The organism is Streptomyces sodiiphilus, from assembly GCF_039529215.1.
Lineage (GTDB): Bacteria > Actinomycetota > Actinomycetes > Streptomycetales > Streptomycetaceae > Streptomyces > Streptomyces sodiiphilus.
On sequence record NZ_BAAAMJ010000029.1, the window covers coordinates 24,348 to 48,497 of the forward strand.

The following is a 24,150-nucleotide window of genomic DNA, read 5'->3' on the forward strand; positions in this document are numbered from 1 at the left end:
GGCGGTCCGGCCGGGTGCGTTCAGACGTGGCGGGCCCGGAGCGCCCGGCGGCAGAGCCGGTCGGCGCGGCGGGTGGTCTCGGGGAGCCGGTAGTCGCGGGCCAGCTGAAGGGTATGGGCGCACGCTGTCCGGGCGGTGGTGCGGTGGCCCGCCGAGACGAAGACAGGCTTGACGCCGTCCTGGGTCCGCAGCGCCCGCCCCACCTCCTCGTCACCGTCCATGAGCGGCGCACTGCTGCCGCGCCCGTGCCCCGGCGGCTCGTAACGGAAGGTGAAAGGGGTCTTCGCCACCCCGATCGTCGGCAGTCCGGTGAGCACCCCCAGGTGGCAGGCCAGTCCGAAGCGGCGCGGATGAGCGAAGCCGTATCCGTCGCACACCACCAGATCCGGGGTGCGGGCCAGCCCGTTCAGTGCCTCCAGCACGGCGGGCAGCTCCCGGAAGGCCAGCAGCCCGGGCACATAGGGGAAGGCGACGCGGCCCACGGCGGTGGCCTCGTCGACAACATCGAGGGTCCGGGCGTCCAGCACCACGGCCGCCGCGGCTACCGCGTCCCGTTCGTCGTCGTAGGCCACGTCCACGCCCGCCACCGTCGAGGCGGTGCCGGGCTCGGGCCCGGAGTCCTCCAGCAGCACATACCGGCGCAGCTTCCGCTGAAGGGCGAGCGCCTCCTCCTCGGTCGTTGGCGCGCGGCGGGGACGGAGCGGGTGCGGCGTCATCCCGGTCACGTTAGCGGCAGGTCCGCCGGGGCGGGCCCTCGCCCCGCGCCCGGGGCGGCGGAACGGCGGGCGACGCGCCGCCCGGTCGTGGCGGGGGCAGGTGGGGGCGAAAACGGCTTATCGTGCGAACAGGAGCACCTCACCCGATCGACCCGAGGGGAGCGCAGCACATGAGCGTGGACGTCAGCATCATCGACGCGGAGGGGCGCAGCCGGTTCGAGGCCAGGGCGGACGGCGGTCTGACCGGCTACCTGGACTACGAGCGGGGCGACGACACCGTCCGGTACACCCACACGTTCGTCTCCCGCAGCTCCCGGAGGCAGGGCATCGGCGGCGAACTGGTGCGCGGCGCCATGGAGGACGCCCGGCACCGGGGGCTGAAGGTCGAGCCGGTCTGCGGCTTCGTCAAGGAGTGGATCGAGCAGCACCCGGGCTACCGGGAGCTGGTGAGCTGACCGCCTCCCCCGGCCGGCAGGAGGCGGAGCGGGACAGCGGGTCCGGTCCCGGCCGGCACGGCATCCGCGCCGGCCGGGCACCATGGCTCAGCCCAGGTCGACGCCCGGGTACAGCGGGTGCTTCGCGAGCAGTTCCGCGGAGCGGCCGGCGACCCGCTCCGCCACGCCGTCGGCCAGGACGTAGTTCGCCTTGGACGGCTTGCCGTCCCGGGTGGTGCCGGGCGAGGTGGAGTCCAGCACCGTGTGGATCAGGTCGGCGACCTGATCCATTCCCGCGGTGTCCAGGCCGCGGGTGGTGAGCGCCGGGGTGCCGAGCCGGATGCCGGAGGTGTACCAGGCGCCGTTGGGGTCCCGGGGGACGGAGTTGCGGTTGGTGACGATGCCGGCGTCCAGCAGGGCCGCCTCGGCCTGCCGGCCCGTCAGCCCGTAGCCGGTGACGTCCAGCAGGACCAGGTGGTTGTCGGTGCCGCCGGTGACCAGGCGCGCGCCTCGGCGCATCAGCCCCTCCCCCAGCGCGCGGGCGTTGTCCACCACCCGCTGGGCGTAGTCGGCGAAGGCCGGCTGCCGGGCCTCGGCCAGGGCCACGGCCTTGGCCGCCATGACGTGCGGCAGCGGCCCGCCGAGCACCATCGGGCAGCCCCGGTCGACGTGCGGGGCGAGGTCGTCGTCGCACAGCACCATGCCGCCGCGCGGGCCGCGCAGCGACTTGTGCGTGGTGGTGGTGACGATCTGGGCGTGCGGAACCGGGTCGAAGTCGCCGGTGAAGACCTTGCCTGCGACCAGCCCGGCGAAGTGGGCCATGTCCACCATGAGGGTGGCACCGACCTCGTCGGCGATCTCCCGCATGATGCGGAAGTTCACCTTGCGGGGGTAGGCGGAGTAACCGGCGATGAGGATGAGCGGCCGGAACTCCCGGGCGGCGGCCCGCACCGCGTCGTAGTCGAGCAGCCCGGTCTCCGGGTCGGTGCCGTAGCTGCGCTGCTCGAACATCTTCCCGGAGATGTTGGGACGGAAGCCGTGCGTGAGGTGCCCCCCGGCGTCCAGGGACATGCCCAGCATCCGCTGGCCGCCCAGGTCGCGGCGCAGCACCGCCCAGTCCTCCTCGGTGAGCTCGCCGACCTGCCGGACCCCGGCCCGCTCCAGCGCCGGGCTCTCCACCCGCTGCGAGAGCACCGCCCAGAAGGCGACGAGGTTGGCATCGATACCGGAGTGCGGCTGAAGATAGGCGTGGCGGGCACCGAACAGCTCGCGGGCGTGCTCGGCGCCCAGCGACTCGACGGTGTCGACGTTGCGGCATCCGGCGTAGAAGCGGCGGCCGATCGTCCCTTCGGCATACTTGTCGCTGAACCAGTTGCCCATCGTCAGCAGGACCGCCGGGGAGGCGTAGTTCTCGCTGGCGATGAGCTTGAGGGATTCCCGCTGGTCGGCGAGTTCGGCGCCGATCGCCTCGGCGATGCGCGGTTCGACCCCGCGGACCACGTCGAGGGCACTCCGGAACGCCATGGACTCGTTGTTGAGGGAATGTGGTTCAGCAGCCATGAAGGGCCTCCATCCAGCACAGACGTCGGGACGGCCCAGGCGCACGGCAACTGATCGCGGAGCGAGGGCCGCTTCCCGATGGTCCATCCCATCCTGACGCGCCAGTCACGGCCCGCTGGGAGCGTAGCACTCGCGTGTCCGCCGGAACCGGGGCACCGTGGAATCAGGACCCCACGTCGGACCGCAGCGAAAGGCGCAGCCATGACCGAGCACACCTACCGGGTGACGGAGATCGTCGGCTCCTCCCACGAGGGGGTGGACGCCGCCCTGAACAACGCGATCAGCCGCGCCACCCGGACCCTGCGGCACCTGGACTGGTTCGAGGTGACGCAGATCCGGGGCAACATCTCGGACGGCACCGTCGAGCACTACCAGGTGGGTCTGAAGGTCGGCTTCCGGCTGGAGGAACCCGAGGCCGGCTGACCACCGCGGTCAGTCCTCGGCGCGCTCCTGCAGGTAGCCGATGAGTTCCATCAGCGCCAGGACCGAGGAGTTCCGGTCGCGGACGTCGCAGGTCACCAGCGGGATGTCCGGCAGCAGGTCCAGTGCCTCGCGCAGCTGCTCGGCATCGAAGGGGGGCGACTCGTCGAACCGGTTGACCGCGACCGCGTAGGGCACGCCGTACTTCTCGAGCAGATCGATCACGGCGAAGGACTCCTGGAGCCGCTGCGGGTCCACCAGCGCGAGCGCGCCCAGGGCCCCGCGGGTCACGTCCTCCCACACCTGGACGAAGCGCTGCTGGCCCGGCGTGCCGAACAGGTACAGGACGAGGCGCTCGCTGAGGGTGATACGGCCGCAGTCCATGGCGACGGTCGTGGTGGACTTCGCCGCGGTCGCGCTCCCCCGTGCGGCCGGGGCCCCCTCCACCTCTCCGATGCGGTCACCGACCTGCGTCATTCTCTCCTCGGTCCGCAGCGGAGGGATCTCCGAGAGCGTCCCGATGAAGGTGGTCTTCCCCACGGCGAAGTGCCCCACCACGAGTATTTTGGCCGCCCGCTGCACCGCCTCGCTCAGGTATCTCGACTTGTCCGAAGCCGGCATGCAGTCCATCCAGAACCTCCCGGGCACCAGTCTCCCGACGCGGAGCCCGGCACCTCGCCGTACCGGCCGGCGAGCCGCTGCATCCGGAAGGTGAGCCACCCATGTCCATGTTCATGTTCACGTACACCGAACACCGACAGCGGCGAGACCGGCCTTTCCCCACCCGGGCCGGACGGGGGCAGGTCTCCGCGTCCGCCCCCGGACGGCCCGCGCACCACCACCGGACACATGCGTGTCGCGACGGGTGCTGCGGCATGGTCCGGGATGCCCTCGCGGGCACCACCGGATGTCCGGCCGAAGCCGGCTGCTCACCGTTCCCCCCGGTCAGGCGGCACAGCGTATACCCGATCTTCCGCAACGATCAATGAGCCGGACGGCCCGGCCGCCCGCCGGGCCCGGCGGCTCGGTCGGTGACCGCCGGGCCCGGAGCGTCACAGGGTACGGACCGCACATCGTGCTCCAGGGCCCGCGCCAGGTCCTCACGGGTCGGGGGATCGGCTCCGGTCCGGGTGCAGGTGATCGCCGCTGCCGTGGCGCAGCGGGTCAGCACGGCCTCCAGTTCCCCGGGGCCTTCGGGCGGGCCGCCGCGGGCGGCGACCGCGTCGAGCAGCGCGGCCTGGAAAGTGTCACCGGCCCCCACGCTGTCCGCCACCGTGACGCGGGGCGCGGACACCCGGGCCTCCGCCGTCGTGGTCAGGGCGAAGGCGCCCCGGCGGCCCTCGGTCACCACCGCCAGCCGCGGTCCCCGGGCGAGCAGCGACCGGGCCGCCTCCCGCGCGGAGAGCCCGGGGAGCAGCCAGGCCAGGTCCTCGTCGCTGGCCTTGACGATGTCGCTGACCTCCGCGACCCGGTGACAGGCCGTCAGGTAGGCGGCACGGTCCGGCTGGACGGCGGGCCGCACGTTGAGATCCGTGACGATCGTCCGGCCCCGCTCCCGCTGCTCCCGGCACAACCGCAGCACCCGCTCCGCTCCCGGCGGCACCACGACGGCGAGCGACCCGGTGTGCAGCACGGCGGTGCCCTCGGGCACCGGCAGCCGGAGAGGGTCCCAGGAGGCGACGAAGTCGTAGTCGGCAGCCCCCTGTCCGTCGAGGAAGGCCAGCGCCACGGTGGTGCGGGGGGAGCCGGAGGGGACCCGGACCACCTCCACTCCGGTGCGCGCCAGCCGGTCCCGGACCAGTTCCCCGGGCGGGTCGTCGCCCCAGGTGGTGAGGAGGGTGACGGGACGTCCCAGGCGTCGCAGGCCGACCGCGACGTTGGCCGGGCTGCCGCCCGCCACGGCGTGGGCCTCGCGTGCGCCGCTGCGCCACAGCAGGTCCACCAGGGCCTCTCCGACCACGGTCACCCGCGGGCCGGCGGGGTTCTCACGGCTGCCCGGCACGGTTCACCCTTCCTCCGGGACGCACAGCTCGTACGCCCGCCATCCGACCCTGACATCGTCGGCGGCCGCTCCCCGGGACCGCAAGGTCCAGCCGCTCCCCCCGGTGGGATAACAGCGCAGCGTGAGAGCCTCCCCCTCGTCGGTGAACAGTTCGAGTACCGAGTGGTCCAGGACCAGCCGCAGCCCGGCGGTGCCGTGGGGCCGGCAGCCCGGCAGCGGCATCCGGTAGGAACCGCCGCGGGCACGCGGGTCCCGGGAGGCGTGGTCCCGGTCCACGGTCAGCACGCCGTCGCTCAGCAGCAGACCGAGGTGCTCCCCGCCGCCCGGAGCGGTCAGCCGCAGACTCCACGCGGCGTCCCGGCCGAAGTCGACCCGGAGCTCCAGTTCGGCGGCGGCCGGCAGGGACGCGATGCCGGTGTCCTCTCCGGGGGACACCCGCAGCTCCCCTCCGCGCGGCTCACCGGTGCGGAGCCCGGCCAGTTCCCGGGCCGGTGACTGCCGCACCCGGCCACCTCCTGCGGTCAAGGCGCTGCCCATCCCGCGAGAAGACGGCCGCCCGCCAGGGGTACAGCCCTCAGGGCGAGCCGTGCCGCGTGGGGGGGCCCGCCGGCCCGTCGGCCCGCAGGTCGGCCAGCAGCTCGGCCTGCCCGGCCAGCACTCCGGACAGAATCCTGCGCGCCACGGCCAGCAGCTCGGCCACGTGGTCGCTCGTCAGCGAGTAGTACACGGTGGACCCCTCCTTGCGTGTCGCCACCAGATTCGCGCGGCGCAGCACCGCCAGCTGCTGGGACAGATGTGCCGGTTCGACCCCGACCTGAGGCAGGATCTCGGCCACCGCGTGCTCGCGCACGCTCAGCAGCTCCAGCACCCGGATCCGCACCGGATGCCCAAGCGTCTTGAAGAACTCCGCCTTCAACTGGTACAGGGGCGCGGTCACCGGACCGGCTTCCTGCCGCAGGCGGCCCCCGCCGGCAGCCCGCCGGCCCATCGCCGTGTGTGTGCTGCGCGTCGCGTCCGCAAAACCGTGTTCGCCATGGGTCCATCCTCGCGTCGCCGCTCCCTGCGCGACAACCTCTCGAATTGCTAACATTAGCAAGTATGAAAGTTCGACGAAGGAGGTGCGGGTGCGCATTCCACGTCTGCGCGGGGGCGGAACGCTGCTGACATGCCCGGCGTGCCGTCTCACGTGCTTGCCGGCCGCCGTCGGTCCGGACGGGGGGTGCCCGCGATGCGGGCAGGAGCGTCTGCTGAGTGTGGCCATCGACGGGGGCCGGCTGCGCCATCTGGCGGTCACGGCCCGCCGCTCGTGTCCCTCCGGCGCCGCCTCGCGCTGAGAGGGCTCCGGGGACAGCCGCCGAAGGTTGTCCCCCCTGCGGTCAGAGCCGCGGGACACGGAAGCCGGTCACGACCCGCGGGCTCATCCGCAGCAGGGTGTCGTGCGGGCCGTGCGTCCAGCCGCACAGGGTGCGCCGGTAGTGGGCGGCCTCGTGCGGGTCGGTCACGAAGTCGGCGGGCCCGGCTGCGGTGACGGTCCACCCGGTGCCGTCGCCTTGCCCCGCCTCGTCGGTGTGGTACGCGAGTACGGCACCGTCGGAGAGCGCGGCGGCCCGCGCGGGCGCACGGACGACAAGCCACCCGCGCTCCAGCACGTGAACGGCGGGCCGCACACACACCGCCCCCCGCTCCACGTACACCAGCCTTCCCCGGGCCGCGCTCTCCAGCAGCCACAGCGCCTCCGCACCGGTGACCTCCACCAGACGCGGGGCATCGGAGGGATTCATCGCGATGTCTCTCCTGTGACGGGTGCGGGGGCAGGCGCTCGGGCGGGAGGTGCGGGCAGCACCCCGTCCAGATGCAGAAGGGCGCGGGCGGCGCCGATGGCTTCCGGCGTCGTGGCGTACTCCCGGCCCTCCCGGCGCAGCAGTTCCAGCACGCCGACAGACTCCAGGACCCGGCGCTGGCCGTGCCGGATCCCGGAGGTCATCACCACGATGCCGCGCCGGTGCAGCTTCTCCACCGCGTCCTTGAGCACCAGCGCACCGGTCGCGTCCATGGTCGTGATCCGCGACATGCGCAGAATCACCACGCGCACGTCGGCCACCTCCGACAGCTCCAGGAGGAAGCGGTGCGCGGCTGCGAAGAACAGCGGCCCGTCGATCCGGTACGCGACGATGTGCTGCTCCAGCAGCGCGTGCTCCTCCTCGCTGTGCTCACCGGGCAGGTCGGGGCGGAAGTCGACCTGGGCCAGCCGGGCCTGCTTGGCCACCGCCCGCAAGGCCAGCACCCCGGCCACCGCCAGCCCTATGAGGACCGCGAGAACGAGGTCCAGGACGAGGGTGGCGGCGGCCGTGAGCACAAGGACGGCGGCATCCGAGCGGGTGGCCCTGGTCATCGCCCGCAGCGAGCCCACCTCGACCATGCGGATCGCGGTGGCCAGCAGCACCCCGGCCAGCGCGGCGAGAGGAATCCGGGAGACCAGCGGGGCCGCTGCGAAGACGATCCCGGCGAGTACGGCGGCGTGGGCAAGCGCGGCCAGCCGCGAGGAGGCACCGCTGCGGACGTTGACCGCGGTCCGGGCGATCGCGCCCGTCGCCGGGACGCCGCCGAACATCGGCGCGGCGATGTTCGCCAGCCCCTGGCCGAACAGTTCCTTGTCCGGGTCATGCTTCTGCCCCACCGTCATCCCGTCGGCCACCTGAGCCGACAGCAGCGACTCCAGGGCCGCCAGAGCGGCCACCGCCAGCGCCGGAGCCAGCAGCGACCCCAGCGCCGGGACGTCGAGGAACGCCAGCGACGGCGCCGGGAGTCCGGCGGGCAGGTCCCCGATGGGAGCGGCGGAGTCCAGGCGGAACACCTGTGCAACCACGGTGGCGAGGATCACCGCAACGATCGAGAACGGGACGGTCGGACGCCATCGCGCCCCCGCCAGCATGAGCGCCGCCACCCCCACCGCCAGACCGAGCGCCGTCCAGTTCGGCGACGCGGCGAAGTCCCGCAGGGCTCGCCAGGCCACCGTCAGCACCCGCTCGCCCTCCGGCTCGGCCACCCCCAGAGCGTTCGGTACCTGCTGCAGGAAGATCACGCAGGCGATGCCCAGTGTGAACCCCTCCACGACCGGGGCCGGCACGAAGCTCATGTACCGGCCGGCCTTCGCCACTGCCAGCGCCACCAGTATCAGCCCGGCGATCAGCCCGACCGCGAGTACGCCGCCCGGACCGTACTGGGCCACGATCGGCACCAGCACCACCGTCATCGCACCCGTGGGGCCGGACACCTGCAGATTTGACCCGCCGAACAGCGCGGCCAGCGCCCCGGCCACCACCGCGGTGACCAGACCTGCCTCCGCTCCGAGGCCGGAGGAGACCCCGAAACCGAGCGCCAGCGGAAGCGCCACGATCGCCACCGTCAGCCCTGCCAGCAGGTCCCGGCGCGGGCTGCGTCCCATCTCGGCCAGGTCCGCGCGGGAAGGCAGCAGGGAACGTACCGTGCTCCACGCCCGGGAAAGAACCGCGCTCACTTCGCCGTGACTCCGGCTTCCGGCAGGCCCCGCATCCGTGGCCCTCGCATCCAGAAGAACCCTGCCTTGGCCTGATACAGCGGAACGAGCACGCCCGGAGATCCTTACTGCTCTCGCCCCGCGGTCGGGGCAGTGGCCGAGTGGTACGCATCCGCGGCTGTCCCGCGGACACAGCAATGCATCATGTTATGAATTGCCGAATTTTGCAATTCTGCATACGCCGCCGGGTCCGGGGGCGGGAAGCCCCGGACCCGGCGGGAGGGCGAGTGACGGCGGCGGGCCGGATACCGGATGGTTCCGCAGGGGCCCGGGCGGGTCCCGTCCAGGGCCGGCGCCATCACCCAGCGGGTCCCCCCGGGCACGGGGGTCGGTTCACGGCTCACCGCTGACGCTCCCGGAAGGTGTAGATGGCGCGGATCTTCCGCGAGATGTCCTTCCTGACGGCCTCCCGGTCCGCCCGCAGGCGCGCGTCCGTGCGCGAGGCCGCCCAGGCATTCTCCCGCTGCAGCCGCCGGTAGCTGTCCAGGCGGCGCCCGGGCAGTTCGCCCGCCTCCACGGCCGCCAGGACGGCGCAGCCCGGTTCGGCCGCGTGCCCGCAGTCGGTGAACCTGCAGCCCTGAGCGAGGTCGTCGATGTCGGAGAAGGCCATCTCCAGCCCGTCCCGGGCGTCGTGCAGGCCGATCGCCCGCAGGCCGGGGGTGTCCAGAAGGACTCCGCCGCCGGGCAGCGGGACCATCTCCCGCCACGCGGTGGTGTGCCGCCCTCTGCCGTCGGTGTCGCGTACGGCGCCGGTGGCGAGCCTGTCCTCGCCCAGCAGCCGGTTGCCCAGGGTGGACTTGCCCGCGCCCGAGGGGCCGAGCAGCACGACGGTGCCGTGCAGGACGGCGGCCAGGGTGTCCATGCCCTCCCCGGTGCCGGCACTGGTGACCAGGACGTCGGCGCCCGGGGCCACGCCGGCCACCTCGGCCGCCGCGGCCCCGGGGTCCGGGCACAGGTCGGCCTTGGTGAGCACCACGACCGGCTGTGCGCCGCACTCCCAGGCCAGGGCGAGCATGCGTTCGGTCCGTCCGTGTCTGAGAGGTGCCGCCAGCGACACCGTCACCGCGACGGTGTCGACATTGGCGGCCAGGACGTGGCCGTGCGAGTTCCGCGAGGCGGAGGAACGCACCAGCGCGGTGCGCCGCTCCAGCACGGCTTCCACCACGGGCGGGTGACCGGGGACGGCAGGGCTCAGGGCGGCCCAGTCACCCGTGGCCGGTGGCGGGCCGTCGGGGCCGGCGGGCCGCATGCGAGCCCGGACCGGTCCGGCATCGGTGACGGCGTCGCACAGGCCGCGCTCGGCCCGGACGATCCGGGCCGGGAGAAGGCCGGCGGAGCGGTGTGGGACGAAGGCGTCCTCGCACGCCGTGTCCCAGCCGTAGTCGGCGAGCGTCGGGGAGGCTCCGGAGGAAGAGGGAGAGAGAGAACGTGACAACGTGAAGACCCTTGAACAGGGGCCCGGCCGACGAGAGGCCCGTCCCGTCTCCCGCGAGCCGGCAGGCTCGGGCGGGAGCGGAGGTCGTCAGGTCAGACCGGCGCCCGGGACGTGAGGATGGTCCGGGGAGCGCTGCGCACGGCAGCGGCCTTCACGGCAGTCATCAACTCACCTCCCAGATCGTCGTCACGGTCGACGTGGTTGTCACCCGTGCCCTTCACGCTAGCACGGGCCGCGCGCCCGTCCACGGGGTTTTTCCCGCGGCACCTCGGCGGATCGGGGGAACCGCCCCGGTGGCGGCGGACGCTTGGGAGAATCGGCGCGGTACGCCGAACGGGCCGAACGGGAGCGGACTGTGACGACAGGTTTCACCGTGGACATCACCGGGACCACCGGCATGCGCAGCGGCGAGTGGGCGGAGGGCGAGGAGTTCCTCATCCTTCCCGACGGGCGGCAGCGACACGAGGACGCCGCGTGCCGGGTCCGGCTGTGCGCCCAGGACGGCCCGCCCCGGGAGGACCGCCCGGGAGGCGGGACCCCGGCGGCCGGACCGCGCCCCGGGAAACGGGACGGTGCCGGACCGGGCACCGCGCTGCCGGAGGTCACGGTGGCCGAGGTGGAGACGCGCACGCGGCCGGGCAACCCCTTCGCCGCGCACCCGGTGCTGGTGCTGCACGACATGGACGGCAAGACGGTGGCCACCGTGTCCCCGGAGGTGCCCGGCGTCGCCGAGCCCGGTTCCTTCCGGATGGTGGACGACCAGGGCGCGGCGCTGTGCCGCATCACCCGCACTCCGGGGCGGATCGGCCGCCGCTCCCACTGGCGCATCGACCCCGCCGACGGCGGACCGCCGCTCATCGGCCACCGCGGCACACTGGCCGGCTGGCTCGGCTTCGTGCTGCTGCTGCCGTTCTGGCTGCTCTTCTTCGCCGGCTCGCTGCTGGTGACCATGGTGTCCCTGGGCGAGGTCAGCGAGCTGCTGGTGTGGGGCGCTCCGCGTCGGGTGGTCTGGCGGCGGCGCCGGGCCCTTCCGTTCGTGGGCAACGCCCTGGACTTCCGGTATCTGCGTTCGGGCTACCGGTGGAACGCCCGGCTGCTCGACTCCCGGATCGCCTACGGTCAGGCGGTTCTGCACTATTTCACCAAGGTGCACAAGGACTGATCCGGAGCGGCCCGGCCCCGGTGGCCCGCACCGCGAGCGGGCCACCGGGGGTTCTCCGGACCGGGTCACCAGACGGCGACGGACCCGCCCTGGTAGAGATCGACCAGCCGCATCCGGGCCCGCTGGAGGCGGTGGGAGATGGCCTCGGCGCAGACATAGGTGAGAGCCTGGCCGAGCCCCGAGTCCCGCTCGCACAGCTCGCGGACCTCCTGCGCGTCGAATTCCAGGGCCCGCACCGGACTCGCCGTGAGCGCCCCCAGGTGCCACGTGTAGGGCGGGAACAGCCAGGACCAGCCGATCAGTTCACCGTGCCCGAGGGTCTCGATGGGCACCGGGCGGCGGCCCGGAACATGCACGTCCAGGGTGACCGAGCCGGTGCGCAACACCCAGAAGCGGTCCGCCTTGCCACCCTCGGTGAAGAGCCGGGTGTCGATGGGGAAGGACACCTCCCGTCCCAGCTCGTGCAGACGGGAACGGTACTCCGCCGGGAGTTTGCCGAGAAGTCCGGTCGTGGTGACCATGGGGCGCCTCCTTCGTGCGTGCGGTACTGCGCTGCCGCCTCAGTACGTCGTGCTCACCATGGTGCGACGATCCGAAAACGGGAGGAACAGGCCCTCGGGTCCAATTATGCCCCCACCGGGCCCTTGCGATCCGGGCCGTGATCTGCCCGGTCGCCCTCCAGCAGGGGCCGCACGTGCTCGGGCAGCACCGCGGCGGCCAGTTCCTCCACCCGCCGGACCCCGGCATCCGGCGCCGAGTACCGGCCGTAACCGGCCGCGGTACTCGCCGAGAACGTGGCCAGGCCCAGCCGGCGCTGCAGCACCGACTGCCGCACCCGGACGCCGCAGACCGCGTCGCGCCGCAGCGCGGAGGTGGTCCGGGTCATCGCTCCCGCCCGCACCACCAGGTAGTCGCCGGCGACCGCGTCGCCCAGCGACCGGTGGGCAGCGACGGCCAGACCCGCCGCGGCGGGCAGCAGGACGGCCGCGGCGATCCACCACGCCCGGCCGCCGAAGCCGGTGGTGGCCCCCAGCCAGGCGATCAGGACGGTGGCGGCCGCGGTGGCCGAGACCGCCCACAGCAGCCGCCGGTGCAGCGCGGCCCGCGGGTGGCGAAGCAGCGGGGCGGCCAGTGGGTTCCGCGGTGCGCCGAGGATCTCGGCGGCGACCGGGTAGGCGACCCGCCGGGGGCCGCGCGGCAGGACCGTGGAGGCGGTGCTCCACACCGACAGGCCGGTGGTGATGACCGAGGTGTCGGCCATGCCGCTCCAGCGCCACAGGAGCGGCTCGGAGATGCTGACGCCGCGCAGCCGGCTGTCGTCCCGGGTGATCTCCCTTGTCTTGAAGAGCCCCTGGGTGGTTCGCAGCACGGTGCCGTCCCCGGCGGGCAGCCGCTCCAGCCGGAACCGGGCGTGCTCGGTGAAGAACGAGCCGGCCATCCACAGCACGCCCAGCGCACCGGTGGCGGCCAGGGCGACGGCGGTGGTCCGGACCGGTCCGAGCGCCTCCCAGTCGGCGAGCGAGCCGATCCAGGCGGCGGCGTCGAAGCCGAGAAGGGAGGTGGTCCAGAAGGCGCCCCACAGCACGCCGGCCGCCGCCACGCAGACCCAGACGCCGACGATGTTGTAGACGACCCACCACCAGCGGAGCACCGCCAGCACGCGGCCTCCGTCCGGGGTGGCGTCGCCCGGCTGCGGCGCCCGGGCGGACGGTCCGGCCTCCTCCGCCGGCCGCACCTCCTCCGCCCGCGCCGCACCCGCCCGGGGGCGGACGCCGAGCAGCTGCCGGCGCAGCTCCTCGGCCACCTTCCGGTCCACGGCGTCCAGGACCAGTGCCGGTTCCCCCGCGGTGACCACCTGGCCCGCGCCGATGCGTACCCGGCGCAGGCCGGTGATCCGGTGCAGCAGCCGGGCTTCCGCGTCCACGCTGCGGATCCGGTCCCGGCGTATGGAGCGGTGTCTGCGGACGAAGAGCCCGGTGCGGCGTTCGACGTACTCCTCGGTCACCCGGTAGCGGGTCCTGACCCAGCGGACCAGGTCCGCGACCGCACCGGCGACACCCATGAGGGCGATCGCCCCGACCGACCCGACCACCCCGGCGTTGCTCTCCACGTCCAGCACCAGCAGGGCGAACGCCGCGGGCAGCAGGGAGAGCAGCACGCGCAGCGCGTCCACCCAGATCAGCTTGGGGTTCAGTCGCAGCCACGGCTGTGCCGCACCGGCCTCCGGCGCCGGGCCGTCCTCCCGCACCGGGCCGTCCGGCCGCACAGCCGTCATGTCGCGTCTCCCGGGGTACGGCGGGTGATCTCGGTCAGCCGCTCGGCGGCCTCCGACGCGGTCACCGGATCCAGGCCGCCGATGCGGACCGCGCCGCTGGAGGAGGCGGTGGTGACCACCAGGGTGGCCAGGCCCAGGAGCTGCTCGAACGGCCCCCGGACGGTGTCCACGGTCTGCACCCGGGAGATCGGGGCGATGCGCCACTCCCTGACGAACCAGCCGGTCAGCGCGTACACGGCTCCGTCGGTGGCCTCCCACCGATGGACCGACAGGCGCCAGGCAGGCATGACCGCCGTGTGCAGCAGGCCGCCGCCCGCCACCAGGGCGAGCAGCGGCCCGGCCCAGGGACGGGACGCCTCCCAGGCCACGTATGCCCAGGTGAGGGGGGTGGCGAGCGCCAGGACGGGCAACAGGGCGCGCAGCGTCCACCACAGGACGGCCCTGCGCTCCACCCGCCGGCGCGGGGGACGGAGACGTATCTGTTCCTTCATGAGACAGACTGTCCCACAGAAGGACACGCATGTTCCAGTTCGATACGGTGATCTACCATGCCCTCATGCCGCGCACGCCTCGTTCCGGTCCGGGCTCGACGGCCCCGGGCACGACCGCCCGCACCCGCCGGGCGATCCTCGACGCGGCGATCTCCGTCTACGCCCGTGACCGCACCGCCTCGCTGAGCGAGGTGGCCCGGGCCGCCGGTGTGGGCCGCAGCACCCTGCACCGGTACTTCCCCGACCGCTCCGCCCTGGTGCGTGAGCTCGCCCGGGACGCCGTCGAGGCCACCCGGCAGGCGTTCGAGGAGGCTGCTCTGGACCAGGGCGCGCCGGCCGAGGCTTTCCCCCGCGCGGTGCAGGCCGTCTTCCGGGTCAGCGACCGGATGGCCTTCCTGTTCGGCGAGGGGCAGGGAGGCGAATGGGACGAGGCGGGCTTCGAGCGCGCCTTCGAAGAGGCCCACGCGCCGGTTGCCGACCTCCTCAGCCGCGGTCTCGCCGAGGGGGTTCTCGACCCGGAATACGACCCCGAGTGGTTCGTCCGGGCGCTGTGGTACATGGCCTCGGCCGGCTGGGAGTCCGTCACCGAGGGGTCGATGCCCCGGCACCGGGCCGTCGAGCACGTGACCCGCACACTGACCCGGGGACTGTTCCGTCCCCCCTCCCCCGAAGGAGAAGGCCGTGGAGTACACCCCGGCATCTGACGGCGTGCGCATCGCCACCCGCACCTGGCTGCCCGCGGGCCCCCCGCGCGCCTGGGTCCAGCTGGTCCACGGAGCCGCCGAGCACTCCGGCCGCTACGACCGCTTCGCCCGGGTGCTGAACGCCCACGGCTACGCGGTGGTGGCCTCCGACAACCGGGGGCACGGCGCCACCGCCGAGGGCACCGGCGGACTGGGCGTGGCGGGCGACTCGGGCTGGCGGGCGACGGTCGGCGACCTCAGGGCGGTCGGTGACCGGGCCCGCGACCGGATCCCCGGCATCCCGGTGGTGATGCTCGGGCACAGCATGGGCTCCCAACTCGCCCGCGACTACGCGCAGGAGCACGGCGGCACACTGGCCGGGCTGATCCTCTCGGGCACCTTCCGCTCCCTGCCCGGATGCGAGACCGCTTCCGCCGTCCGGGAGCTGGAGGAGGAGGCGGCCCGCACCGGCCGGGACACCCCCTCGGCCTTCGTCCCGGAGCTGTTCGGCTCGTTCAACGACGCGTTCGAGCACCGCACCGGCTTCGAGTGGCTCTCCCGCGACCCGGCGGAGGTCGACGCCTATGTCGCCGACGAGCGGTGCGGGTTCCCCTTCAGTACCGGCCTCGCCCTGGACTGGGTGCTGGGGGTCCGCAAGATCAACGACCCGGCGCAGCTCGCCCGTATCCCACGCGGCCTCCCGGTGCACATCGCCGTCGGCGACCAGGACCCCTGCCACGCCGGCATGATCCTCGTCCACGAACTGCTGGAGGACTTCCGCTATCTGGGGACGCGTGACCTGACCTGGCGCGCGTACCGCGAAGCCCGGCACGAGATCCTGAACGAGACCAACCGCGACGAGGTCTGCGCCGACCTGCTCGCCTGGCTGGACGAACGCATGCCCCCGGCCTGAGCGTTCCCGGGGTTGCTCAGCTGACGTCCCGTCAAACTCGTTCACTCGTGCGAGGATGCGCCGGTAATCGCATCATCACCGCCCGCGAGGAGGACGAGCACGCCCATGACCCAGGACGACAACAAGGGAACGATGCACCAGATCGACGTCAACATACCGAGTGTGGCCCGGATGTATGACTACGCACTGGGTGGCAAGGACAACTACGCCGTGGACCGGACGGTCTTCGACGAGCTGGAGAAAGCGGCCCCCAGCACCCGGCCGCTGGCGGTGAACAACCGGCGATTCCTGCAGCGGGCGACGCGGGTGCTGGCCGAGGAGTACGGGATCCGCCAGTTCCTGGACCACGGCTCAGGCCTGCCCACCCAGGACAACGTTCACCAGATCGCCCAGCGCGTGGACCCCGGAGCGCGCGTGGTCTATGTGGACTACGACCCGATCGTGCTGGCGCACGGGCGGGCGCTGCTGGAGGAGAACGAGAACACCGCAGTGATCCAGGCGGACATGCGGGACACGGACGGGATCTTCGGTCATCCCGAGGTGGAGCGGCTCATCGACCTCGGACAGCCGGTGGCCGCCCTGTTCGTGTCCGTGCTGCACTGCATCCCGGACTCCGACGACCCCGGCGCCCTGGTGCGCCGGGTGGCGGACCGGCTGCCGTCCGGGAGCTTCCTGGTCATCAACCAGCTCGTCAGCGACAGCGCCGAGATGCGCGAGTCGATGAGCGCGTTCATGGACAAGAGCACCCAGGGCAACTGGGGCCGGGTCCGCGAACGTCACGAGGTTTCCCAGTACTTCACGGGCCTGGAGATCCTGGACCCGGGGCTGGTGGAGATCAGCACCTGGCGTCCGGACTCCGAGCTCGGGCCCCGCCAGCTCACCGACGAGTGGATCGAGTTCGGCGGCGTCGCCCGCAAGCCGTGAGACCGGCCCGTCGTCCGCGGTGAGGGTGTGCGCCGGGCCGGCCGGCGGCCGGTCCGGCGCACACCCTCAGGAGCTCCGCTTCAGCCCGTCCAGGAACCTCAGGTTGTCCAGGACGTCCGGCGTCCTGCCGTGCGGCTCTGCGGTCGCGCACAGGCTGTCCATGACGGCCAGGTAGTCCTCCACGTCCTCGCGCTTGTCGAGGTAGAGGGCGCTGTTGAGCTGCTCCAGATAGACGATGTCGGGAAGATCCGGCTCCAGGAACCGCAGGATGGTGACGGGGCCGCCCGCGGCGGCCAGGCCGCCGATGCTGAACGGCGCGATCTGGAGCGTGATGTTGGGCAGCTCGGCGACCTCGCGCAGGTGCTTGATCTGCGCCCGCATCGCCTCGGGGCCGCCCAGCGGGCGCCGCAGCGCGGCCTCGTCCACGACCGCCCACAGCTTGGGCGCGTTGGGTCGGTAGAGCAGCTTCTGCCGCTCCATCCGCAGCTCGACCCGGCGGTCGATCTGCCGGTCGGACTCGCGGGGGTGACCCAGCCGGACACAGGCACGGGCGTAGTCCGGGGTCTGGAGCAGGCCGGGGATGAACTGCACCTCGTAGGTGCGGATCACCGCCGCGGCCTCCTCCAGGCCGATCAGCGTCTCGAACCACTGGGGCAGCACGTCGCTGTACTTGTGCCACCAGCCGGGCGTGCCGGCCTGCCGGGCCAGCGCCAGGAACATCTCGCGGCGCTCGGGGTCGACCACTCCGTAGAGGGTGAGCAGGTCGGAGATGTCCCGCTCCTTGGCACCGACCCGGCCCAGTTCCAGCCGGCTGATCTTGGCGTGCGAGGCCCTGATGGCCTCACCGGCCGCCTCGCGGCTGATGTTGCAGCCTTCGCGCAGCCGCCGCAGGTGAGTGCCCAGCACGATGCGCAGAACGGTGGGCCCGCCGCGAGGGTCCGAGAGCAGATCCCGTACCGCCGACGTGCGTCCCGACTGTGCTGACACCATGTCAAGTCCCTCGAGTGGATTGAGTACCCGCACAGTTTTCCATTCTTCGCGCGCTACGTACAGTCGCGCCCCGGCACCCTGCGGCACCGGCCGCCCTCAGCCCCGCACCAGCAGGTCGTCGAAGTCGCCGTCCTTGGCTCCGTGGATGAAGGCCTCGATCTCCGCGTCCGTGTAGACCAGGGCCGGGCCCTCCGGGTCCCGGGAGTTGCGGACCGCCACTCCCCCGCCGGGCAGCCCGGCCAGCTCGACACAGTTCCCGCTCGGGTTGCTCCGGCTGCTCTTGCGCCAGACCGCGCCCTCGATCCGGGTGGCACGGACACCGTTGACGATCTGCGGCATACCTACTCCTACGTTCCGTTTCGCGCGTGCGCGGCCCCCGCGTAGCGGGCGGCCGCCGAGCCGGTCTCATACTGCCTCAACTCCCGGCGTTCTTGCATCTGTTCTTGCATATGTTCTTGCATTCGTTCGTGCAGATGTCCTTACAGGTGTCCTTGCAGACCGTTCTTGCACCCGTTCTTGCATCGGTTCTTTCAGATGTACTTGCACGAACACGTTCGGTTCGGTGAGGATGACCCGAGCGGAGCAGCCGCCAAGGGGTCGGTCAGGGAATCGCTGCGGAGGTCGTCATGACAGCTCAACCTCAATGGAAGCCAGCGGGGTTGACGCTGCTCCCACCGTCCGGGAGGCTCCCCGCATCCGCGGTGCGGCGACCCGCGTCCCCACTGCCCCCGGGCGAGGTGGACGCCGCCGGGTACGCGACCTTCTCCCTCGGCGGTGAGCCCAACACTCCGGCTTCCGCGCGCGACATGACCCGCTCCACACTCCGCGGCTGGGGCCTGGAGGACCTGACCGACGACGCGGCGGTCGTCGTCTCCGAGCTGGTCACCAACGCGGTGCGTTACGGTCTGCCCGCCCCCGCCCACCACTGTCCGCTGCCGCCGGCCACCCGGGCCCAGCCCGTGCTGCTCACCCTGGTGCACTGCGGCGGTTCCGTCCTGTGCGCCGTCTTCGACCCCGGCACCGGAATACCCGTGGTGAAGGACCCGGACCACCTCATGGAGTCCGGGCGCGGCCTGCACGTCCTGGAGGCTCTCGCCCACTCCTGGGGCTGGACGACCCCGGACCGGCACGGCAAGGTCGTCTGGGCCCTGCTGACCACGCCGGGTGCGGCCGAGGAGGCCACCGTCGAGGAGCAGGACGTCGGCTGGGACCCCCTCACCCGGCTGCTCCTCCTGCTGGAGCTGCTGAGCGGTCCGTCCTGGCTCAAGGCACTCGGCACCGGGGCGTGCGGCACCTCCGAGGTCCGCCAGGTCAGTTGATCCGCCACTCCTGCCGGCGGTACTCCAGCACCCTGGGGCGCATCAGGGTGCTGGCCTGGACCTCCTCCGCACGCCGGTCCAGCGGGAACACCGTGGCCGCGCTCAGGACCTCCTGGTCCAGGAAGCGCAGTTCGGGCACCTGCCCGGCCAGCCGGGCGGGCGGAGCCGCCTGGCGCCCGGCGAGCACGAAGCCCCAGTTCCCGAACGTGGGGACGTCCACCTGGTACGGCGTCGTGCCGAAACCGGCCTCGCGCAGACTCGTCTCGATCGACCAGTAGGTGCGCGGGGCGAAGAACGGCGAGCCCGCCTGTACGACGAGCCGCCCGTCCGGTGCCATCGCCCGCGAGATCAGCGTGTAGAACTCCACCGAGTAGAGCTTGGCGGTCGCCGTGCTCTTGGGGTCCGGCAGATCGACGAGCACCGCATCGAATTTCTCCGGGGGCGCCTCGCGCAGCCAGCGGAAGGCGTCCTCGTTGACGACGGTGACCCGCGGGTCCTCCAGGGCGCCGCCGTTCAGCTCCACCAGCGGTCCGTAGGAGCGCCCCAGCCGCGTCATGGCCGGGTCGAGATCGACCAGCACCACCCGCTCCACGTCCTCGTAGCGCAGCACCTCGCGCAGCGCCAGGGCGTCACCCCCGCCCAGCACCAGGACCGACGAGCGGTCACCGGCCAGCGCCGGGTGCACCAGCGCCTCGTGGTAGCGGTACTCGTCGACCGAGGAGAACTGCAGATCCCCGTCCAGGAACAGCCTCAGGTCCGGGCCGCCCGCCAGACCGGGCGCCCGGGTGATCACGATGTCCTGGTACGGCGTCCGCTCCGCGTGCACGATCGGGTCCCGGTAGAGCTGCTGCCGCGCGGTCACCTCGAAGCTGTCGGCGAACACGAACGCCGCGCCCAGCACCGCCAGAACGCCCGCCATCCCGGCCCACAGCCCCGCGCGGACGACCCGCCGCATCCGGTGCCGGAACAGCCACAGCACCACCACCATGCCCGCCACGGCGTTGACCGCGCCGACCACCAGGGCGCCCTTGATCTGCCCGAGCAGCGGAAGAAGCAGCAGCGGGAAGCTCAGCCCGCCGATCAGCGCCCCGATGTAGTCGACCGCGAACATGTCGGCCACCGCCCGGCCGGCGTCCTGGCGGCGGATGCGCTGGAGCAGCGTCATCAGCAAGGGGATCTCCGCGCCGATGAGCACCCCCACGCAGAAGGCGACCGCCACCATCGCCACCGTGTAGATGTTCAGCCAGGCGAAGGCCGCGTACAGCATGAGCACCGACAGCCCGCCGATCAGCGCGAGCGCCCCCTCGACCAGCGCGAAGGCACCGGCCGCCCGCCGCTGCAGCGGCTTGGCGGCCAGCGAGCCGATGCCCATGGCGAACACCATCACCGACAGCACGATGGAGGTCTGCAGCACCGTGTTGCCGACGAGATAGCTGCCCAGCGCGACCAGCGCCAGCTCGTACACCAGGCCGCAGGCCGCACAGATGAAGACCGCCAGCAGCAGCAGGAAGCGGGCCGGCCCGGGGCGCAGGGCGGCGCCCGCGGCGTCCTGACTCACGCTCAGCTCACGACAGGGCGGCGGAGAGCATCAGCGCCGTGGCGATGTACAGGGCGCCCTGCACCCAGGCGGCCGGGTGCGGACGTCCGTCGGAGTCCTCCAGGACCGTGGCGCCCATCCGGCCCGGGGTGACGATTCCGACGACCGCGAAGACCAGCGTCATCACCAGCACGCCCGCGACGCCGTAGAGCGCGGTGCTGACCAGCCCCTGGGCCAGGCCCTTCTGGAACTCGCTGGCGTGGATGGCCGCGCTGACGACCATGCCCACGCCCAGCAGCTGGCCGCTCAGCACGATGGCCGCGCCGCGGTTCCGCTCGGTCCACACCGCCTGGGTGAGGCGGCGCGGGGTCACCAGATCCAGAGCCAGATACCCCAGCGTCATCACACCGACGCCGACCAGCCCGTACAGCAAGACGATGCCGGCCGTCTCGAACATACCTGCCACGAGGTCCCTTTCTGATGGTGCGGCCCGGCTCCCGCACGGGCCGCGGAACTACGGGAGAAGCGGCCTACTTGCCGCCGGAGCCCGGCCCTCCGCCGCGGTAGCCGCTGCCGCCGCGGCCGGGTGCGGGCCAGTAACTGCCGACATCGGAGTGCCAGCGCTGATGTCCCCGGCGGTAGGTCTCGATCTCGATCCGGCTGCCCCCACGGAGCCCCGGGGTCACCGCCACGATGTGGTCGCGATAGCGCAGGTAGTGCCTGTTGGCGCTGTTGCGCCGGGCACGCGGACTGCGATGGCCGGCGATCTCCCCCGCCACGGCCGCGGGCGGCCTGCCGGAGGTCCAGGCGTTGTAGCCCGGAGCGGAGTCATAGGTGGCGGCGATCCAGCTGCGGGGGACATCGTTGCCGGAACTGCCGCATCCGGTCAGCAGCGTCCCCGTCATCAGCAGCGCGACGAGCAGTCCCATCCGTTTCACGGCAGCTCCAGGCAGGTACGGGTGGACACGATCCGGTGCTCCTGCGGGTAGGCGTGCCAGGTCCGCCAGCCGGGAGCCGCCCCGGCGGTCACACACATGCCGGTGACCGCGTCGGGGGAGCCCGGGAAAACCCCGCACAGCGCCCCGGGCCGGCCGGCGAGATCCGCCCGCAGCCGCGCCACCCGCCGGCTGAACTCGGCCGGCGGGTACTGGCGTATCTCCGAGGAGAAGGTGTAGCCCCAGCCCTGGACATCGCTGCGCACCGTGGCGGGCAGCGGCCCGTGACACCCGGGCAGGCAGGCCACCGTCTCGCGGACGGGCCCGGCGAACACCTGGTGCGATGCGCCCAGCAGCCTGAGTTCGGCGGTCCGCCCCCGGCCCAGATCCGCCTCGGTCACCGCGAGGGCCGGCTGGGCCGGCAGGTCCAGTGCGAAGGCCAGCTGCTCCGCGCCGGTGTCCAGATAGGGGACGGCGAGCGCCACGGCGCTCACGCGTCACCACTGGGGTAGATGACCAGCGTGCCGTTCGGTATCCGCTCGCCCAGGGAAGCCTCCCAGCCTCCACGGCCGCTCTCCGCTCCCATGAAGCGTTCGAAGGCCAGGCTTCGTCCCCCGGGGCCCTCGTAGTCGGCGTACTCCACCCGTCCGGTCTCGCCGAGACCGGTTGTTCCCTCCGAGCTGTAGGTGGCGGTGCCGTGCTCGGTACGCCGGTAGGTGACGCCCTCGACCGTCAGTTCCTTCCGGCTGGGCACCAGTTCCGGATCGGAGTGGGGCGTCCACAGGACGACCTCCAGATCGGGGTCCTCCTCGACGGATAGCCAGCGCCGGGTGCCGTCCGGACCGTCCATGGCATCGAGGTAGTGCTCCGACCAGCTGAAGCCGCCCTCGGTGAGCCGCAGCGAGCCGCGGACGAACAGCCGCTCGCCGAGGTACTCGACCATGTCTCCGGCCTTCAGCGTCCGGGGATCACCGGACGTGGCCCCTTCGTCGGCGAAAGGATCGGCGGGCACCGGGGGCTCCGTCCGACCCGTCCCGCGCATGGACCGCAGGACGACCACGACCGCCGCGGCCAGCCCCGCCAGGACGGCAACCGTCAGCACGAACTCCATGGTGATGTGTCCCCGTTCCCCCGTCGTTCAGATGTGCGGACGAGTATCGCACGCACCGGCAATCACGCCGTCCGGGGGCCAGTGGTTCCCTGTTCCGGATCACGTTCCGGCAGCCTGCGGCGCCCGGCCGCCGGCGGGGGCGGGTGTTCCCCAGGGCCGGGAGAACGCCCGCCCCGCGGACACCGGGGCCGTGCGCGGGCCGTCCGCAGCACCCGGACGAGCGCCCCCGCCGACGCCGGCGCACCGGCCGGTATCCTGGCGGGCACGTCCGTCGGGCGGCGACAGCGGAAGCGGAGGGAGGAACGGCATGAACACCCCCCGGGTTCTTCTCGCCCACTCCGCCGCCGTTCTCCTGATGCTGGCGGAACTGCTCCTCCAGCCGGGCGGGCTCGCACCGGCCGTCGCGGCCGCGACCGCGACCCTCGCGGGCGCGCTGCTGCTGTGCGCCCTTTTCTCCGCCCGGTGCGCGGCTCCGCTGCCGGCCGCCCGGGTGCGCACCGCCCTGCGCGACCGGCGCCGCCGCACGGCCTTCCTTCCGCAGCGCGACCCGGACGCCGCGGGCCGCCCCCGGCCCCGGGCTCCCGGCCGTCCCCTCCGGACGGCCGCGTAGGGCGCCGCCCGCGCGGTTCGTCACGCCGACTCCATTCCCGGCCCATGACGAGACCCCGCGGAGGGCTCCCCCATGTCTGTCCTGACCACCCTCGGTGAACTGCTGGCCCGCCTCGCCGACCTGCTCACCCCCCTGTTCGGAGCCTCGGCGACGGCCGCCGCCGTCGTCGCCTGCACGATGGGCGTACGGCTCGCCCTGCACCCGCTGGCCCGGGCCGGCATCCGGGGCGAGAAGGCCCGCGCGGCACTGGCACCGCGGATCGCGGAGATCCGCCGCCGCCACCCGGACGACCCCGCCCGGCAGCAGCGGGCCCTCCAGCGGCTGCACGCCGAGACCGGCACCTCGCCGCTGGCGGGCTGCCTGCCGGTGCTGCTCCAGATTCCCGTCTTCCTGGTGCTCTTCCAGTTGTTCACCCGCCCGGAATCGGGCCTGCTGGACGAGGCGCTGCTCGGCACCCCGCTCGGCAGCCGCTGGGTCCACGCCCTGTCCGACGGCGGCCCGCTGGGCCCGCACGGGCTGGTCTTCCTGGCGCTGTTCGCCGTGATCGGCGCCGTGGCCACGATCAGCTGGCTGCGGGCCCGCAGGGCGGCCTCCCCGGAGCTCACCGGCCCCCTGCGGCTGCTCCCCCTGCTGTCCTTCGGCAGCCTGGTCACCGCAGCGGTCGTGCCCCTGGCCGCCGGGCTCTACCTGGCCACCACTCTGGCCTGGACGGTCACCGAGCGAGCCCTGCTGGCCTGAGCCGCCTCGCCGCCCTCCGGTCACCCGCGGTGAGCAGAGCGTCACCCCGGACGCCCGGCCGGAGCATCCCGCGGAGCTTGGTATGGTTGGGGTGTCGCCGCGGCCAGGGGCCGCGCGCGTCACCTCGTCCGGGTGGCGGAATGGCAGACGCGCTAGCTTGAGGTGCTAGTGCCCGATTACGGGCGTGGGGGTTCAAGTCCCCCCTCGGACACCACTGGAAAGACCCCAGTCCATCTGGGGTCTTTCCGCCGTTTTGGGCCCTTTCGAGGCGGGAGCGGGAGAACGGACGGCCCGCGGGAGCGGTGAGCGGGTCTGGTCCTCATCGGGCACATCAGCATA

At 72.8% G+C, this 24,150-nt stretch carries 28 protein-coding genes, 1 tRNA gene and 1 riboswitch; of the genes, 10 read left to right on the forward strand and 19 right to left on the reverse strand.

The window, feature by feature from the left end; all coding sequences use genetic code 11:
• Nucleotides 1-20 precede the first annotated feature (20 nt).
• The gene (gene nfi, locus ABD299_RS13690; protein ID WP_344261988.1) at nucleotides 21-716 is read right to left on the reverse strand and encodes a deoxyribonuclease V; all 696 of its coding nucleotides are present in this window, start codon (nucleotides 714-716) and stop codon (nucleotides 21-23) included.
• A 170-nt stretch (nucleotides 717-886) separates the two neighbouring features.
• Here nfi and ABD299_RS13695 point away from each other — a divergent pair, with 170 nt between their 5' ends.
• Nucleotides 887-1,171: a GNAT family N-acetyltransferase gene (locus ABD299_RS13695; protein ID WP_344261990.1), complete on the forward strand. Its 285-nt coding sequence runs from the start codon at nucleotides 887-889 to the stop codon at nucleotides 1,169-1,171.
• A gap of 87 nt (nucleotides 1,172-1,258) precedes the next feature.
• On the opposite strand, the gene ABD299_RS13700 is transcribed toward ABD299_RS13695, so the two are convergent.
• Entirely contained in the window at nucleotides 1,259-2,710 is a 1,452-nt protein-coding gene (locus ABD299_RS13700; protein WP_344261992.1) for a glycine hydroxymethyltransferase, read from the reverse strand.
• A gap of 26 nt (nucleotides 2,711-2,736) precedes the next feature.
• Nucleotides 2,737-2,829, reverse strand: a riboswitch (ZMP/ZTP riboswitch).
• A gap of 82 nt (nucleotides 2,830-2,911) precedes the next feature.
• Between ABD299_RS13700 and ABD299_RS13705 the strand changes: the two genes are divergently transcribed.
• Complete coding sequence (locus ABD299_RS13705; RefSeq protein ID WP_344261994.1) at nucleotides 2,912-3,133, forward strand: dodecin; 222 nt, start codon at nucleotides 2,912-2,914, stop codon at nucleotides 3,131-3,133.
• 9 nt (nucleotides 3,134-3,142) lie between these two features.
• Here ABD299_RS13705 and ABD299_RS13710 read toward each other — a convergent pair whose 3' ends face one another.
• The 7 genes from ABD299_RS13710 to rsgA all read right to left on the reverse strand — a co-directional run bounded on the left by ABD299_RS13710 (nucleotide 3,143) and on the right by rsgA (nucleotide 10,123).
• The gene (locus ABD299_RS13710) at nucleotides 3,143-3,760 is read right to left on the reverse strand and encodes a GTP-binding protein (RefSeq protein ID WP_344261996.1); all 618 of its coding nucleotides are present in this window, start codon (nucleotides 3,758-3,760) and stop codon (nucleotides 3,143-3,145) included.
• 352 nt (nucleotides 3,761-4,112) lie between these two features.
• Nucleotides 4,113-5,132: a carbohydrate kinase family protein gene (locus ABD299_RS13715; protein ID WP_344261998.1), complete on the reverse strand. Its 1,020-nt coding sequence runs from the start codon at nucleotides 5,130-5,132 to the stop codon at nucleotides 4,113-4,115.
• Between the two features lie 3 nt (nucleotides 5,133-5,135).
• On the reverse strand, nucleotides 5,136-5,636 hold the full coding sequence (locus ABD299_RS13720) for a GH32 C-terminal domain-containing protein (protein WP_344262000.1): 501 nt from the start codon (nucleotides 5,634-5,636) through the stop codon (nucleotides 5,136-5,138).
• Nucleotides 5,637-5,706: 70 nt separating this feature from the next.
• Nucleotides 5,707-6,069 (reverse strand): ArsR/SmtB family transcription factor, encoded by a 363-nt coding sequence (locus ABD299_RS13725; protein ID WP_344262002.1) that lies wholly within the window; start codon nucleotides 6,067-6,069, stop codon nucleotides 5,707-5,709.
• A gap of 439 nt (nucleotides 6,070-6,508) precedes the next feature.
• A complete protein-coding gene (locus ABD299_RS13730; protein WP_344262004.1) occupies nucleotides 6,509-6,913 on the reverse strand; it encodes a pyridoxamine 5'-phosphate oxidase family protein in 405 nt (134 codons plus the stop codon).
• On the reverse strand, nucleotides 6,910-8,649 hold the full coding sequence (locus ABD299_RS13735; protein WP_344262006.1) for a SulP family inorganic anion transporter: 1,740 nt from the start codon (nucleotides 8,647-8,649) through the stop codon (nucleotides 6,910-6,912). Before ABD299_RS13735 ends, ABD299_RS13730 begins: the two co-directional genes overlap by 4 nt.
• 379 nt (nucleotides 8,650-9,028) lie before the next feature.
• Nucleotides 9,029-10,123, reverse strand: coding sequence for a ribosome small subunit-dependent GTPase A (gene rsgA, locus ABD299_RS13740; protein ID WP_344262008.1), 1,095 nt, complete (start codon nucleotides 10,121-10,123; stop codon nucleotides 9,029-9,031).
• 355 nt (nucleotides 10,124-10,478) lie between these two features.
• On the opposite strand from rsgA, the gene ABD299_RS13745 reads away from it, so the two are divergent.
• Nucleotides 10,479-11,285: a hypothetical protein gene (locus ABD299_RS13745; RefSeq protein WP_344262010.1), complete on the forward strand. Its 807-nt coding sequence runs from the start codon at nucleotides 10,479-10,481 to the stop codon at nucleotides 11,283-11,285.
• A gap of 65 nt (nucleotides 11,286-11,350) precedes the next feature.
• Here ABD299_RS13745 and ABD299_RS13750 read toward each other — a convergent pair whose 3' ends face one another.
• The 3 genes from ABD299_RS13750 to ABD299_RS13760 form a co-directional block, all read right to left on the reverse strand.
• Nucleotides 11,351-11,806, reverse strand: coding sequence for a Crp/Fnr family transcriptional regulator (locus tag ABD299_RS13750; RefSeq protein WP_344262012.1), 456 nt, complete (start codon nucleotides 11,804-11,806; stop codon nucleotides 11,351-11,353).
• A gap of 104 nt (nucleotides 11,807-11,910) precedes the next feature.
• Nucleotides 11,911-13,560 (reverse strand): PH domain-containing protein, encoded by a 1,650-nt coding sequence (locus tag ABD299_RS13755; RefSeq protein ID WP_344262014.1) that lies wholly within the window; start codon nucleotides 13,558-13,560, stop codon nucleotides 11,911-11,913.
• Nucleotides 13,557-14,051: a PH domain-containing protein gene (locus ABD299_RS13760; protein WP_344262016.1), complete on the reverse strand. Its 495-nt coding sequence runs from the start codon at nucleotides 14,049-14,051 to the stop codon at nucleotides 13,557-13,559. The genes ABD299_RS13755 and ABD299_RS13760 overlap by 4 nt, the downstream gene beginning before the upstream one ends.
• A gap of 29 nt (nucleotides 14,052-14,080) precedes the next feature.
• On the opposite strand from ABD299_RS13760, the gene ABD299_RS13765 reads away from it, so the two are divergent.
• The 3 genes from ABD299_RS13765 (at nucleotide 14,081) to ABD299_RS13775 (ending at nucleotide 16,571) form a co-directional block, all read left to right on the forward strand.
• The gene (locus tag ABD299_RS13765) at nucleotides 14,081-14,755 is read left to right on the forward strand and encodes a TetR/AcrR family transcriptional regulator (protein WP_344262018.1); all 675 of its coding nucleotides are present in this window, start codon (nucleotides 14,081-14,083) and stop codon (nucleotides 14,753-14,755) included.
• Nucleotides 14,733-15,647 (forward strand): alpha/beta fold hydrolase, encoded by a 915-nt coding sequence (locus ABD299_RS13770; RefSeq protein WP_344262020.1) that lies wholly within the window; start codon nucleotides 14,733-14,735, stop codon nucleotides 15,645-15,647. The genes ABD299_RS13765 and ABD299_RS13770 overlap by 23 nt, the downstream gene beginning before the upstream one ends.
• A gap of 105 nt (nucleotides 15,648-15,752) precedes the next feature.
• Entirely contained in the window at nucleotides 15,753-16,571 is an 819-nt protein-coding gene (locus tag ABD299_RS13775) for an SAM-dependent methyltransferase (RefSeq protein ID WP_344262022.1), read from the forward strand.
• A gap of 66 nt (nucleotides 16,572-16,637) precedes the next feature.
• Here the strand turns inward: ABD299_RS13775 and ABD299_RS13780 are convergent, their stop codons facing one another.
• Nucleotides 16,638-17,561, reverse strand: a complete 924-nt coding sequence (locus tag ABD299_RS13780) for a helix-turn-helix domain-containing protein (protein ID WP_344262024.1) — start codon at nucleotides 17,559-17,561, stop codon at nucleotides 16,638-16,640.
• 96 nt (nucleotides 17,562-17,657) lie between these two features.
• Nucleotides 17,658-17,900 carry a DUF397 domain-containing protein gene (locus ABD299_RS13785; RefSeq protein WP_344262026.1) on the reverse strand — a complete coding sequence of 81 codons (243 nt, stop codon included), beginning with the start codon at nucleotides 17,898-17,900 and terminating at the stop codon, nucleotides 17,658-17,660.
• 362 nt (nucleotides 17,901-18,262) lie between these two features.
• Between ABD299_RS13785 and ABD299_RS13790 the strand changes: the two genes are divergently transcribed.
• On the forward strand, nucleotides 18,263-18,880 hold the full coding sequence (locus tag ABD299_RS13790; RefSeq protein ID WP_344262028.1) for an ATP-binding protein: 618 nt from the start codon (nucleotides 18,263-18,265) through the stop codon (nucleotides 18,878-18,880).
• On the opposite strand, the gene ABD299_RS13795 is transcribed toward ABD299_RS13790, so the two are convergent.
• The 5 genes from ABD299_RS13795 to ABD299_RS13815 form a co-directional block, all read right to left on the reverse strand.
• Nucleotides 18,873-20,444, reverse strand: a complete 1,572-nt coding sequence (locus ABD299_RS13795; protein ID WP_425581332.1) for a polyamine aminopropyltransferase — start codon at nucleotides 20,442-20,444, stop codon at nucleotides 18,873-18,875. The genes ABD299_RS13790 and ABD299_RS13795 overlap by 8 nt on opposite strands.
• Nucleotide 20,445: 1 nt before the next feature.
• Nucleotides 20,446-20,874: a DUF350 domain-containing protein gene (locus ABD299_RS13800; RefSeq protein ID WP_344262032.1), complete on the reverse strand. Its 429-nt coding sequence runs from the start codon at nucleotides 20,872-20,874 to the stop codon at nucleotides 20,446-20,448.
• A gap of 73 nt (nucleotides 20,875-20,947) precedes the next feature.
• Complete coding sequence (locus ABD299_RS13805) at nucleotides 20,948-21,346, reverse strand: DUF4247 domain-containing protein (protein WP_344262034.1); 399 nt, start codon at nucleotides 21,344-21,346, stop codon at nucleotides 20,948-20,950.
• Nucleotides 21,347-21,351: 5 nt separating this feature from the next.
• Nucleotides 21,352-21,846, reverse strand: a complete 495-nt coding sequence (locus tag ABD299_RS13810; RefSeq protein ID WP_344262036.1) for a DUF2617 family protein — start codon at nucleotides 21,844-21,846, stop codon at nucleotides 21,352-21,354.
• Nucleotides 21,843-22,463 (reverse strand): DUF4178 domain-containing protein, encoded by a 621-nt coding sequence (locus ABD299_RS13815; RefSeq protein WP_344262038.1) that lies wholly within the window; start codon nucleotides 22,461-22,463, stop codon nucleotides 21,843-21,845. Before ABD299_RS13815 ends, ABD299_RS13810 begins: the two co-directional genes overlap by 4 nt.
• Nucleotides 22,464-22,770: 307 nt before the next feature.
• Here ABD299_RS13815 and ABD299_RS13820 point away from each other — a divergent pair, with 307 nt between their 5' ends.
• The 3 genes from ABD299_RS13820 (at nucleotide 22,771) to ABD299_RS13830 (ending at nucleotide 24,025) form a co-directional block, all read left to right on the forward strand.
• Nucleotides 22,771-23,073 (forward strand): DUF6412 domain-containing protein, encoded by a 303-nt coding sequence (locus ABD299_RS13820; protein ID WP_344262040.1) that lies wholly within the window; start codon nucleotides 22,771-22,773, stop codon nucleotides 23,071-23,073.
• 72 nt (nucleotides 23,074-23,145) lie between these two features.
• Nucleotides 23,146-23,811: a YidC/Oxa1 family membrane protein insertase gene (locus ABD299_RS13825; RefSeq protein WP_344262042.1), complete on the forward strand. Its 666-nt coding sequence runs from the start codon at nucleotides 23,146-23,148 to the stop codon at nucleotides 23,809-23,811.
• A gap of 126 nt (nucleotides 23,812-23,937) precedes the next feature.
• A tRNA-Leu gene (locus ABD299_RS13830) sits at nucleotides 23,938-24,025 on the forward strand.
• Nucleotides 24,026-24,150: the final 125 nt, after the last annotated feature.